This is a genomic window from Enterobacter sp. MGH119 (assembly GCF_001037675.1).
GTDB classification, from domain to species: domain Bacteria; phylum Pseudomonadota; class Gammaproteobacteria; order Enterobacterales; family Enterobacteriaceae; genus Enterobacter; species Enterobacter hormaechei_C.
This window is the reverse complement of the sequence record NZ_KQ089929.1, coordinates 1,472,757-1,485,623: the sequence shown is the minus strand read 5'-3', so window position 1 is coordinate 1,485,623 and position 12,867 is coordinate 1,472,757. Positions and strand designations below refer to the sequence as shown.

12 protein-coding genes are annotated in these 12,867 nt (G+C 55.5%); 6 read left to right on the top strand and 6 right to left on the bottom strand.

Going from position 1 to position 12,867, the window contains the following annotated elements; all coding sequences use genetic code 11:
* Positions 1 to 26: 26 nt before the first annotated feature.
* Entirely contained in the window at positions 27 to 1,100 is a 1,074-nt protein-coding gene (locus tag SK53_RS07085) for an acyltransferase family protein (RefSeq protein WP_023324461.1), read from the bottom strand.
* Between the two features lie 256 nt (positions 1,101 to 1,356).
* Between SK53_RS07085 and lolC the strand changes: the two genes are divergently transcribed.
* The 5 genes from lolC to cobB are packed head-to-tail and all read left to right on the top strand — an operon-like array spanning position 1,357 to position 6,296.
* The gene (gene lolC / locus SK53_RS07080; RefSeq protein ID WP_048208933.1) at positions 1,357 to 2,556 is read left to right on the top strand and encodes a lipoprotein-releasing ABC transporter permease subunit LolC; all 1,200 of its coding nucleotides are present in this window, start codon (positions 1,357 to 1,359) and stop codon (positions 2,554 to 2,556) included.
* Positions 2,549 to 3,250 carry a lipoprotein-releasing ABC transporter ATP-binding protein LolD gene (lolD, locus tag SK53_RS07075; protein WP_015570809.1) on the top strand — a complete coding sequence of 234 codons (702 nt, stop codon included), beginning with the start codon at positions 2,549 to 2,551 and terminating at the stop codon, positions 3,248 to 3,250. The genes lolC and lolD overlap by 8 nt, the downstream gene beginning before the upstream one ends.
* Positions 3,250 to 4,494: a lipoprotein-releasing ABC transporter permease subunit LolE gene (gene lolE / locus SK53_RS07070; protein ID WP_003857918.1), complete on the top strand. Its 1,245-nt coding sequence runs from the start codon at positions 3,250 to 3,252 to the stop codon at positions 4,492 to 4,494. The genes lolD and lolE overlap by 1 nt, the downstream gene beginning before the upstream one ends.
* A gap of 54 nt (positions 4,495 to 4,548) precedes the next feature.
* On the top strand, positions 4,549 to 5,460 hold the full coding sequence (gene nagK, locus SK53_RS07065; protein WP_023324463.1) for an N-acetylglucosamine kinase: 912 nt from the start codon (positions 4,549 to 4,551) through the stop codon (positions 5,458 to 5,460).
* Positions 5,461 to 5,474: 14 nt separating this feature from the next.
* On the top strand, positions 5,475 to 6,296 hold the full coding sequence (cobB, locus tag SK53_RS07060) for a Sir2 family NAD+-dependent deacetylase (protein WP_048208930.1): 822 nt from the start codon (positions 5,475 to 5,477) through the stop codon (positions 6,294 to 6,296).
* A 34-nt stretch (positions 6,297 to 6,330) separates the two neighbouring features.
* Here cobB and potD read toward each other — a convergent pair whose 3' ends face one another.
* The 4 genes from potD to potA are packed head-to-tail and all read right to left on the bottom strand — an operon-like array spanning position 6,331 to position 10,139.
* Positions 6,331 to 7,365: a spermidine/putrescine ABC transporter substrate-binding protein PotD gene (gene potD, locus SK53_RS07055; protein WP_048208928.1), complete on the bottom strand. Its 1,035-nt coding sequence runs from the start codon at positions 7,363 to 7,365 to the stop codon at positions 6,331 to 6,333.
* Positions 7,362 to 8,153 (bottom strand): spermidine/putrescine ABC transporter permease PotC, encoded by a 792-nt coding sequence (gene potC / locus SK53_RS07050; RefSeq protein WP_015570805.1) that lies wholly within the window; start codon positions 8,151 to 8,153, stop codon positions 7,362 to 7,364. Before potC ends, potD begins: the two co-directional genes overlap by 4 nt.
* Complete coding sequence (potB, locus tag SK53_RS07045) at positions 8,150 to 9,007, bottom strand: spermidine/putrescine ABC transporter permease PotB (protein WP_048208925.1); 858 nt, start codon at positions 9,005 to 9,007, stop codon at positions 8,150 to 8,152. The genes potC and potB overlap by 4 nt, the downstream gene beginning before the upstream one ends.
* The gene (gene potA / locus SK53_RS07040; RefSeq protein WP_162837914.1) at positions 8,991 to 10,139 is read right to left on the bottom strand and encodes a spermidine/putrescine ABC transporter ATP-binding protein PotA; all 1,149 of its coding nucleotides are present in this window, start codon (positions 10,137 to 10,139) and stop codon (positions 8,991 to 8,993) included. Before potA ends, potB begins: the two co-directional genes overlap by 17 nt.
* Positions 10,140 to 10,376: 237 nt before the next feature.
* Between potA and pepT the strand changes: the two genes are divergently transcribed.
* A complete protein-coding gene (pepT, locus tag SK53_RS07030) occupies positions 10,377 to 11,600 on the top strand; it encodes a peptidase T (RefSeq protein ID WP_048208923.1) in 1,224 nt (407 codons plus the stop codon).
* A gap of 92 nt (positions 11,601 to 11,692) precedes the next feature.
* On the opposite strand, the gene SK53_RS07025 is transcribed toward pepT, so the two are convergent.
* Complete coding sequence (locus SK53_RS07025) at positions 11,693 to 12,814, bottom strand: ribosomal protein uL16 3-hydroxylase (protein ID WP_003857909.1); 1,122 nt, start codon at positions 12,812 to 12,814, stop codon at positions 11,693 to 11,695.
* Positions 12,815 to 12,867 lie beyond the last annotated feature (53 nt).

The window sequence follows — 12,867 nt, the reverse complement described above, 5'->3', positions numbered from 1 at the left end:
GTGCCCCCGGATGGGGGCCGAGGAGATTAACGGGTAGCAGTCTGTGGAGAAAGCCGCGCGGGAGGGGAGAAGAAAAGGTCGCCAAAGAGGGCGGTTGAGAGCTTACGTGCCCCCAGCCCAACCAGCGTGCAGACGAGCAGGCTGATAAACGGATAGACCAGAATCAGCGTTAACTCCGCCCAGATCGGCCAGTACGCCGCATTCATTTCGCGAATCAGGAGCAGGCTAAACGCCTCAATTAAAATGCGGTGGGTGGTATAAATCGCGATGGTGTTTGAACCGATGACGTTCAGCAGATTATTGGGATGAACGGCATAACGCTGCTCGAAGCTGTAAAAGAGCTTCATGATGACTACGATCGACAGCAGTGAGAGCGGCAGAGGAACATTAGCGAACCACAGCACTACCGACACCGCGCCAGAGGCGATAAGTACCAGCCAGCTGCGGCGCAAATTCATCCCTTTCATCCACGCCATCAACTGCGCGCCGTACCATGCGCCGAGGCTGTAGTAGATCATGTTGCGCACCACGCTGTTCATTCCCCACCACGGTAACGGCAGGAAGTTGATGGCGATGCTTGCCAGCGCCAGAATCCCCAGCATCGGCAGTTTCCAGCGGCTCAGCAGCTTACAGAGCGTAAAGTAGACCACTAACGCGTACAAATACCACAGGCTGGTGCTGGCCGTGAGCATTCCCAGTACAAACCCTGAAACGGAATCGGCGTAGGCCGCATTGGATGCTGTCGCCAGTTCTCGCTCGGGGGCGAGCCAGGCATTCAGATGGGTCAGCGCCTGCCATTGCAGGACGCCCCACAGGGCCAAAACCCAGACGATGCTCCAGATCCGCTTGTCGAGACTGGTGCGCCAGTTCACCTCGTCAATATAACGACGGATCAAATAGCCGGAGATAAAGAAAAACACCGGCATACGGAACGGGGCAAGGTAAAGATTAAAGTAGACCCAGCATTTGGCGAGCAGGCCCGATAACGGATGCTGTAGCCCGTCAAGGTGAGGATAAAAGGTGATCACCGAGTGGTAAATTACCACCAGGCAGATGCACAGGCCTTTTATCTGGTTAATCCATAATGCTTTTTGTTTCATGGTGCGTGACGACCTTGTTGCCATAAACGAAACGCCGATTGTTGTAAAATGAAGCCCTGATGTAATGGGTAACAGTCTGTATCAGGACGATTTTCGGAAAAGGTGGAGACTGTCTGGCGGAAGTTCAGTCAGTAGCATGATGATTTATCTGAATTTTTCGGAAAAATGATTACCGAATCTTACGGTTTCAGTCATTTACGCTTAACGGATTCGCTTATATACTCGTGGGTCTGCTATCAGCAAACAGACGGATTTTATGTATCAACCTGTCGCACTCTTTATAGGCTTACGTTACATGCGTGGGCGCGCCGCGGACCGCTTCGGTCGCTTTGTCTCCTGGCTTTCGACTATTGGCATTACGCTTGGCGTGATGGCACTGGTGACGGTGCTTTCCGTCATGAACGGCTTCGAGCGCGAGCTGCAAAACAATATCCTGGGGCTGATGCCGCAGGCCGTTCTCTCTTCCACTCAGGGTTCCGTTAATCCGCAACAGCTGCCGGAAAGCGCGGTGAAGTTACAGGGTGTCACGCGCGTTGCGCCGCTCACGACGGGCGATGTGGTGCTGCAAAGCGCCCGTAGCGTGGCGGTCGGGGTGATGCTGGGTATCGATCCCGCGCAAAAAGATCCGCTGACGACGTTCCTGGTCAATGTGAAACAAACCGACCTGGAAGCGGGTAAATACAACGTCATCCTCGGCGAGCAGCTTGCCGGGCAGCTCGGGGTCAACCGTGGCGATCAGCTGCGCGTGATGGTGCCGTCAGCCAGTCAGTTTACGCCGATGGGGCGTCTGCCAAGCCAGCGCCTGTTCAACGTGATTGGCACGTTTGCGGCGAACAGCGAAGTTGATGGTTACCAGATGCTGGTGAACATTCAGGACGCCTCGCGTCTGATGCGCTACCCCGCGGGAAATATTACCGGCTGGCGTCTGTGGCTTGATGCGCCGCTGAAGGTGGATACCCTTAGCCAGCAGACGCTACCGGAAGGGACGAAATGGCAGGACTGGCGCGACCGGAAAGGCGAACTGTTCCAGGCCGTGCGCATGGAGAAAAACATGATGGGGCTGCTGCTGAGCCTGATCGTGGCCGTTGCCGCGTTTAATATCATCACCTCGCTCGGGCTGATGGTGATGGAGAAGCAAGGCGAAGTCGCCATTCTGCAAACCCAGGGGCTGACTCCGCGCCAGATCATGGCGGTATTTATGGTCCAGGGTGCCAGCGCCGGCATCATCGGCGCGCTGCTCGGCGCGGCGCTGGGGGCGCTGCTCGCCAGCCAGCTCAACAATCTCATGCCGATTATCGGCGCGCTGCTTGATGGCGCGGCGCTGCCGGTGGCTATCGAGCCGCTCCAGGTGGTCGGTATTGCGTTGGCCGCGATGGCCATTGCGCTGCTTTCTACGCTTTATCCTTCCTGGCGGGCTGCCGCCACTCAACCCGCTGAGGCTTTACGTTATGAATAAGATCCTGTTGCAGTGCGACAACCTGTCCAAACGCTATCAGGAAGGCACTGTGCAGACCGACGTGTTGCACAATGTGAGTTTTAGCGTGGGCGAAGGCGAGATGATGGCGATTGTCGGCAGCTCCGGCTCCGGTAAAAGTACGCTGCTGCACCTGCTTGGCGGGCTGGACACGCCAACCGAAGGCGATGTGATCTTCTCCGGGCAGCCGCTGAGTAAAATGTCGTCTACGGCGAAAGCCGAGTTGCGTAACCGTGAGCTGGGTTTTATCTACCAGTTCCACCATCTGCTGCCGGACTTTACGGCGCTGGAAAACGTCGCAATGCCGCTGCTGATTGGTAAAAAGAAACCCGCGGAAATTAATGCCCGCGCCAGCGACATGCTAAAAGCGGTAGGGCTGGGTCATCGCGGGAATCACCGTCCGTCTGAGCTTTCAGGCGGTGAGCGTCAGCGTGTGGCCATCGCCCGTGCGCTGGTCAACAACCCGCGCCTGGTGCTGGCGGATGAACCGACAGGTAACCTCGATGCGCGTAACGCAGACAGCATTTTCCAGCTTCTCGGCGAACTGAACGCCGCGCAGGGAACCGCGTTTCTGGTGGTCACCCACGATTTACAACTGGCTAAGCGGATGGGGCGTCAGCTGGAAATGCGCGACGGTCGTCTGAATGCTGAACTGACGCTGATGGGAGCGGAGTAATGGCTTCACCGTTATCGTTACTCATCGGGTTACGCTTTAGCCGCGGTCGTCGCCGGAGCGGGATGGTTTCCCTTATCTCCGTGATCTCCACCATCGGTATCGCCCTGGGCGTGGCGGTGCTGATTGTGGGCTTAAGCGCCATGAATGGCTTTGAGCGTGAACTGAATAACCGCATTCTGGCCGTTGTCCCTCACGGTGAAATCGAGCCGGTTAACCAGCCGTGGTCCAACTGGCAGGATGCCCTGAACAAAGTGGAAAAGGTGCCCGGCATTGCGGCGGCTGCACCTTACATTAACTTTACCGGGCTGGTAGAGAGCGGGGTAAACCTGCGCGCCATTCAGGTGAAAGGGGTAAATCCTCGTCAGGAAGAGCGTCTGAGCGCGCTGCCGCGCTATGTGCAAAATGGCGCATGGGCAAACTTTAAGGCCGGCGAGCAGCAGATTATCATGGGCAAAGGCGTTGCCGATGCGCTGAAGGTGAAGCAGGGCGACTGGGTCTCGATCATGATCCCGAACGCCAGCGCTGATCACAAATTGCAGCAGCCTAAGCGCGTACGTCTGCACGTCACCGGTATTTTGCAGCTGAGCGGCCAGCTCGATCACAGCTTCGCGATGGTGCCGCTGGAAGATGCACGCCAGTATCTGGATATGAGCGACAGCGTGACGGGCATTGCCATTAAGGTTAACGACGTCTTCAACGCCAATAAACTGGTGCGTGACGCTGGCAGCGTGACGAATAACTATGTCTACATCAAAAGCTGGATCGGCACTTACGGGTATATGTATCGTGATATCCAGATGATCCGCGCGATTATGTATCTGGCGATGGTGCTGGTGATTGGGGTGGCGTGTTTTAATATCGTCTCGACGCTGGTGATGGCCGTTAAGGATAAGAGCGGCGACATCGCCGTGCTGCGTACCTTAGGGGCGAAAGACGGTCTTATTCGCGCCATCTTCGTCTGGTACGGTTTACTGGCGGGGCTGTTTGGCAGCCTCTGCGGCGTGGCGATCGGCGTGGTGGTTTCCCTTCAGCTGACGCCGATTATCAACGGGATTGAAGCGCTTATTGGCCATCAGTTCCTGTCAGGCGATATCTATTTTATTGACTTCCTGCCGTCTGAACTGCACTGGCTGGACGTTATTTATGTGCTGGTTACAGCACTTTTACTGAGTCTGCTGGCAAGCTGGTATCCGGCGCGTCGCGCTAGCCGAATTGATCCGGCGAGGGTATTAAGTGGCCAGTAATTTCGTCATGGTTTAGCGGTCTTTTGGCCGCTGAATCAAACAGAGGAATGCATCATGTATTACGGATTTGATATTGGCGGCACCAAGATTGCGCTCGGCGTGTTCGATAAAGATCTTAAGCTACAATGGGAAACCCGCGTCCCCACGCCGCGCGAAAGCTACGATGAATTTTTAACCGCCATTGCCGCGCTGGTGGCGCAAGCGGATGAACGCTTTGGCGTCAAAGGCAGCGTTGGCATTGGTATTCCGGGTATGCCCGAAACCGACGATGGCACGCTGTACGCGGCCAACGTGCCTGCCGCCAGCGGCAAACCGCTGCGGGCCGATCTCTCCGCGCTCCTTGAACGCGACGTGCGTTTAGATAACGATGCCAACTGCTTCGCGCTCTCTGAAGCCTGGGATGATGAATTCCGTCGCTTCCCGCTGGTGATGGGGCTGATCCTCGGAACGGGCGTCGGTGGCGGGATTGTCATTAACGGTAAGCCCATTACCGGGCGCAGCTACATCACCGGCGAATTTGGCCATATCCGCCTGCCGGTGGATGCTCTGGAGGTCGTCGGACGTGATTTCCCGCTGACCCGCTGCGGCTGTGGGCAGCACGGCTGTATTGAGAACTACCTATCAGGCCGCGGGTTTGCATGGCTTTACGAACACTTCTATCATCAGAAACTTGAGGCCCCTCATATCATTACCCTGTGGGAGCAGGGGGATGCGCAGGCGCGTGAGCACGTCGAGCGCTATCTGGATCTGCTGGCGGTGTGTCTGGGGAATATCCTGACTATCGTCGATCCGGATCTGCTGGTGATCGGGGGAGGGCTGTCAAATTTCACTGCGATTACGGAACAGTTGTCCGGGCGTCTGACCCGACATTTATTGCCGGTCGCCCGCGTGCCGCGCATTGAGCGTGCGCGACACGGGGACGCAGGAGGCATGCGCGGAGCCGCATTCCTTCATCTCACCGATTAGTTTACGAGGTTATTATGCTGTCGCGTCGCCAGGGTCGACTCAGCCGTTTTCGCAAAAATAAACGCCGCTTACGTGAACGCCTGCGTCAGCGGATCTTTTTCAGAGACAGGATGATGCCAGAAGCGATGGATAAACCCAGAGTGGTGGTGTTGACCGGGGCGGGGATCTCCGCCGAATCCGGTATTCAGACTTTCCGCGCAGCGGATGGACTGTGGGAAGAACACCGAGTTGAAGATGTGGCGACGCCGGAAGGTTTCGCCCGCGACCCGGCGCTGGTGCAGGCGTTCTACAACGCCCGCCGTCGCCAGCTTCAGCAGCCGGAGATTGCGCCGAATGCGGCGCACCTGGCGCTGGCAAAGCTGGAGGAAGCGCTGGGGGATCGTTTTCTGCTGGTCACGCAGAACATCGACAATCTTCACGAAAGGGCAGGAAACCACAACATCATTCACATGCACGGCGAACTGCTCAAGGTGCGGTGCGCCTGGAGTGGTCAGGTGCTGGAGTGGAAAGAGGACGTGCTGGACGAAGACCGCTGCCACTGCTGTCAGTTCCCTTCGCGTCTGCGTCCGCATGTGGTCTGGTTTGGCGAAATGCCGCTGGGAATGGATGAGATCTACAGCGCCCTGGCCATGGCGGACCTCTTTATCGCCATTGGTACTTCGGGACATGTCTATCCGGCGGCGGGATTTGTTCACGAAGCGCGACTTCAAGGTGCCCATACGGTGGAGCTTAATCTGGAGCCAAGCCAGGTCGGGAGTGAGTTTGAAGAGAAACATTACGGTCTGGCGAGCGAGGTGGTGCCAGTCTTTGTGGATAAACTCCTGAAGGGGCTATAAGAGTAACGGGCGACATTGCGTCGCCCGTTATGCATTAACGGCCTGCTTTTAGCTTCTGATAATATTCTTCATACAGGCGGCTCGCGTCACCGACGTCGTTCTGCCATTCCCCTTTGCTGATGGTTTCAGCGTCCGGATAAAGCGATTTATCATTTGCCACTTCAGGGCTTAAAAGCTTCCGTGCGGCCAGGTTTGGCGTCGGGTAGCCGATAGTTTCCGCCACCTCTTTTGCCACATCCGGGCGCAGCAGGAAGTTGATCAGCTTCAGGGCACCCTCGACGTTTTTCGCATTCGCCGGGATCGCGAGGCTGTCCATCCAGAAGATGCCGCCCTCTTTCGGCCAGACCACCTCAAGCGGCGTCCCGGCCTGACGCGCCACAAACGCAGAGCCGTTCCAGACCATCCCCAGATTCACTTCACCTTCCATATACGGGTTAGCCGGGTTATCCGAGTTGAACGCCGCCACGTTTGGCATCAGCTTTTTCAGTTCGTTATACGCTGCTTCGATTTCTTTCGGATCGGTGGTGTTGCCGGAATAGCCGAGTTTACGCAGCGCCACCTGGAACACTTCGCGCGCATCGTCGGTTAACAGCAGGCTGCTTTTGTATTCCGGCTTCCACAGGTCAGCCCAGGATGAAACCGTTTTGGGATCAATGGCATCGCTGTTGATGCCAATTGCCGTCGCGCCCCAGATGTACGGAATGGAGTAGTCGTTTTTTGGGTCGAAAGGCTTGTTTAGCATCTCAGGATCGAGGTTTGAAAAATTGGTTAGCTTCGTTTTGTCGATCTTCTGGATCATGCCTTCTTTGCGCATCTTGTCGACGAAATAGGTCGACGGCACCACCAGGTCATACGCGCCATCTTTATAGGTTTTGAGCTTGGCGTACATGGTTTCATTCGACTCGTAGGTCGAATAGATCACCTTGATGCCTGTCTCTTTGGTGAACTGCTCCAGCAGGCCCGGCGGCACATACTCGGTCCAGTTGTAGAAATAGAGCGTTTTGCTGTCATCAGCATGCGCAGCGCCCATTCCGAGCACCAGTGCCGCAGCGGCAAGCATTTTTTTCATTTCTGTGTCCCCTGAGATTTTGTTTTATCACGAGCAATAACCTGGCTGGCAATCACCAGAACCAGCGATAACACCAACAGAATAGTCGCCAGCGCGTTCACTTCGGGTGAAACACCGACTTTAACCATTGAGTAGATCTTCAACGGCAGAATTTCATAGCTCGGCCCGGTGACGAAGGAGGACACGACCACGTCGTCCATCGACAGGGTAAAGCTGAGCAGCCATCCTGCTGCCACGGCGGGCATCGCCAGCGGCAGAATGATTTTGCGCAGAATGGTCATCTCGCTGGCACCCAGATCTTTCGCCGCTTCCAGCATGCGTACGTCGAACCCTTTCAGACGCGCGTAGACGGTTACCACCACAAACGGCAGACAGAAGGTGATATGCGAGAACAGCAGCGACCAGAAACCGAGCTGGACGCCCAGCAGCATAAACAGCACCAGCAGTGAAATGGCCATCACGATATCCGGGGACATCATCACCACAAACAGCATACCGCTGACGAACGGCTTACCGCGAAAACGGTAGCGGTACAGCGCCACGGCGGTCAACGAGCCAATCAGCGTCGCGAAGGTGGCAGAGAATACCGCCATCGTCAGCGAGTGCTGAGCGGCCTGTAGCAGGCTGTCATTGTTCATCAGCAGGCCATACCATTTGGTGGTAAACCCTTGCCAGTTGATCCCGAAGCGCGAGCTGTTAAAGGAGTTCACGATCAAAATGATTATCGGAATATAAAGATACGCATAAATGGCGGTCATAAAACCACCGCGAAGCAGTCGACCGATCATTCCAGCTCCACCTTCTTATTCAACAGGCGTGAGGCACGCCAGTAAACCAGCAGCATCAGCCCCATCACCACCGTCAGCGTTATGCTGGTGGCCGAGCCGAACGGCCAGTCGCGAATGTTAAGGAACTGGCTCTTAATCACGTTACCGATCAGCAGGTTTTTCGCCCCGCCCATCAGGTCCGAGACGTAGAACAGCCCCATCGCAGGCAGCATGACCAGCAGACAGCCGGCGATAATACCCGGCATGGTCAGCGGAATAATGATGCGGACAAAGGTTTGTAACTTACTGGCGCCCAGGTCTTTCGCTGCTTCCAGCAGCGGTTTATCGAGCTTTTCAATGCTGGAGTAGAGCGGCATCACCATAAACGGCAGCAGGATATAGACCAGGCCGACAATCACCGCGCCCGGGGTGAACATGATGCGGATCGGCGTCTCGATCACCCCCAGCCACAGCAGAAACTCGTTCAGATAACCTTTGGTGCTGAGGAAGATTTTCAGCCCGTAGATGCGGATTAACGAGTTGGTCCAGAAGGGTACAAGAAGTAAAAACAGCAGCAGCGGTCGTACTTTTTGCGGCAGGCGGGCCAGGAACCAGGCGAACGGATACCCCAGCACCAGACAGGCGAGGGTAGCAATCAGCGCCATATTGAGCGAGTGCAGCAGCACGTCAAAATAGAGCGGATCGAGCAGGCGCGCGTAGTTGTCCAGCGTAAAGACCATCGCCACGAAGTTTGTGTCGTCGCGGGTCAGGAAGCTGGTCACAATGATCATCAGGTTGGGAAGAAAGACAAACAACACAAGCCAACCGACGATCGTGGCAATCACCACATTCTGGAACTTACTTGTGTTCTTCATCAGCCAGTACAACCTCCCAGCTTTCTACCCAGTTGATGACCATTTTCTGATCCAGCGAGTGGTCGAAGTCCGGATCGTCCTCGTTAAAGAACTCGCTGACCATCACCATTTTGCCGTTTTCCAGTTCCACAACGGATTCGAGGGTCATTCCCTTGTAGTTGCGTTCGCGAACGTAACCGATCAGACCTTCGACGTCAGCCGTGTCGTGGATCTCATCAACGCGGAGATCTTCCGGGCGCAGCAGGACGTTGAGCTTTTGACCCTTCTCGACGGCAAAGTTGACGGTAATATTGCATTCGCGGCCTTCCACGTTTGCGCGCACGCGCTGCTCGTCCAGACGCTCAATCACCGTGGCGTTGAAAATATTGATTTCACCAATGAAGCTGGCGACGAACAGGTTTTTCGGCTCTTCGTAAATTTCACGCGGGGTGCCATCCTGCTCAATCTTGCCGTCACGCATCACCACGATACGGTCTGACATGGTCAGGGCTTCTTCCTGATCGTGCGTGACAAACACGAACGTAATGCCGAGCTTACGCTGAAGTGCTTTAAGCTCGTTCTGCATCTGCTTGCGCAGCTTGTAGTCCAGCGCGGAGAGGGATTCATCCAGCAGGAGCAGGCGAGGTTTGTTGACCACGGCGCGGGCAATGGCCACACGCTGCTGCTGACCACCGGAAAGTTGATGAGGCTTGCGCTGGGCGAATGCCTCCAGCTGCACCATGCGCAGGGCTTCGGTAACCCGAGGCGGGATCTCGCTGGCCGGTGTTTTTTGCATCCGCAGGCCAAACGCCACGTTCTCAAACACGGTCATGTGCGGGAACAGGGCATAGCTCTGAAAGACGGTATTGACGTGGCGATCTTCGGCAGGAACCTGGGTAATGTCCTGGTTCTCAAGATGGATATGGCCGTTATCGACGCTTTCCAGCCCGGCGATAAGGCGCAGGACGGTGGTTTTGCCGCAGCCGGAGGGGCCGAGCAGCGTGAGAAACTCACCGTCATTGATGGTCAGATTAAGGTCGGAAATGACATCTTTGCCATCGAAACTTTTACGAATTCGTTCCAGTTGCACCAGCGGTGAAAGGGAACGGGGTTGTGTATTCAATTTTCGCGCTGTCCCATATAGACGCCTCAGGCAGCAGACTGAAGCGGGGTTTGTGTGTAACCACCTTGGTGACTCGTAATGAGGGCGGACATTCTACGGCAAACCCATTGAATCGCCAATCCTTCTCACTTATTCATAAGCTACATTTATTAACGCAGAACGATATAAACGTAAAAAGTTCTCGTTTGCGGGATAAAAGTGACCTGACGCAATATTTGCGTTTTGCTGCTTAATGATAATGTTGTCACAAAAAGTGAGGGTGACTGCATGGATAAACTACTTGAGCGTTTCTTACATTACGTTTCGCTGGATACCCAATCTAAGCCGGGGGTCCGACAGGTGCCAAGCACCGAAGGCCAGTGGAAGCTGCTAAATCTGCTGAAAGAGCAGATGGAGGCTATGGGGTTGGTTGACGTCACGCTCAGCGAAAAAGGGACCGTGATGGGAACGCTGCCGGCGAATATTGACGGCGATATCCCGGCAATTGGCTTTATTTCTCATGTCGATACCTCACCTGATTTTAGCGGTAAACACGTTAATCCGCAGATTGTTGAAAACTACCGCGGCGGTGATATAGCACTGGGCATTGGCGACGAAGTGCTGTCGCCAGTGATGTTCCCGGTACTGCATCAGCTGCTGGGGCAGACGTTAATCACTACCGACGGCAAAACCTTGCTGGGGGCCGATGACAAAGCGGGCATCGCCGAGATCATGACGGCGCTGGCGGTGCTGAAGGGCAAAAATATCCCGCATGGCGATATCCGCGTGGCCTTCACGCCGGATGAAGAGGTTGGAAAAGGCGCGAAACACTTTGACGTTGAGGCGTTTAACGCGCAATGGGCCTACACCGTTGACGGTGGCGGCGTGGGTGAACTTGAGTATGAAAACTTCAACGCGGCATCGGTAACGATCAAAATCGTCGGGAATAACGTGCACCCGGGCTCTGCGAAAGGAGTGATGGTGAATGCACTGTCGCTGGCTGCGCGTATTCATGCGGAAGTGCCCGCCGAAGAGAGCCCGGAGATGACGGAAGGGTATGAGGGTTTTTATCATCTGACCAGCATCAAGGGGACCGTGGACAGCGCGCAGATGCACTATATTGTCCGCGATTTCGACCGCAAAGCCTTTGAAGCGCGCAAGCGTAAGATGATGGAGATCGCGAAAAAAGTCGGCAAGGGGCTACATCCGGATTGCTATATTGAGCTCATCATCGAAGACAGCTATTACAATATGCGCGAGAAGGTGATGGTACATCCGCACATTCTTGATATCGCCCAGCAGGCGATGCGCGATTGTGACATCGAGCCGGTGATGAAACCGATCCGTGGTGGAACCGATGGTTCACAGCTGTCGTTTATGGGCCTGCCGTGCCCGAACCTGTTTACCGGTGGATATAACTACCACGGCAAGCATGAGTTCGTGACGCTGGAAGGGATGGAGAAAGCGGTGCAGGTGATTGTGCGGATAGCGGAGTTAACCGCGAAGCGGTAAAAAAAGCCCGGTGGCGCTTCGCTTACCGGGCCTACAGGAACGGCTTTTGTAGGCCGGGTAAGGCGTAGCTGCCACCCGGCAAACATCATGGTTCAGTCCTCAAAAAACCAGTACCCGCTGTTAACCAGCGCGGCCAGCATGGCGAGGAAGGAGGGATCGTCCAGCGCGTCGCCAAAGGTATCCGCAGTCAGCACCATATGGCTGGCAATCGCTTCCAGCGCCGGGCGATGCGGAGAGTCCAGGCGCTCGCCGTTGACGAATACCTCTTCGCCAATGCGCAGTACACGTAATCCGCCCAGACGAACCAGCTTATCGCCCTGCTGGAGCGCATCATAAATTTCATCTGCCTGATAAGGCGGCTCTGGCGGTGCGACGTCCAGTTCGTGACGCGACTGGCTGATAAACTCGCCAAACCACTGTCTGAAGTGCTCCGGTTCGTTGATCAGATCCAGCATCATCCCGCGCAGCTTATCCAGCTCCTCTGGCAGAATATCCGCCGGATGCTCACGCGCCGGAACGTCCGGATCGCTGTAACGGTAACTGCCCAGCTCACGCTGTAAAACATAGTCAGCAAATCCGCTGATCATCTCGCGCCCGCTTGGCGCGCGGAAACCAACCGAATAGTTCAGCGAGTTTTCCAGGGAATAACCTTCATGCGGGAAGCCCGGTGGGATATAAAGAATGTCACCTGGCTCCAGCTCTTCATCAATGATCCCTTCAAACGGATCAACCTGGAGCAGATCCGGGTGCGGGCAGTGCTGTTTCATTGGCACTTTTTCGCCCACGCGCCAGCGACGGCGACCGGTACCCTGAATGATAAACACGTCGTACTGATCCAGATGCGGACCCACGCCGCCACCGGGAACGGAGAAGGAGATCATCAGATCGTCCATTCGCCAGTCTGGCAGGGCGCGGAAGGGACGCATTAAGGCTGCGGTAGGTTCGTGCCAGTTGTTGACCGCCTGCACCAGTAAAGACCAGTTGTTTTCGCCCAGGTGATCGTAGCTTTCAAAGGGACCGTGGCTGACCTGCCATTTCCCGTCCTGGTGGCTTACCAGACGGCTGTCTACCTCGTTTTCCATCGCCAGACCAGCGAGTTCGTCAGGAGAAATAGGGTCGATAAAATTGCTGATCCCGCGTTTAAGAACGACCGGGCGTTTTTGCCAGTAACGTTCAATAAAGTCGGGCCAGTTAAGCGTTAATTGATAATCCATATTTATGTATTCCGCAGGCTCTTACTGAGTCGGATTATAACGGAAGCCCCGCT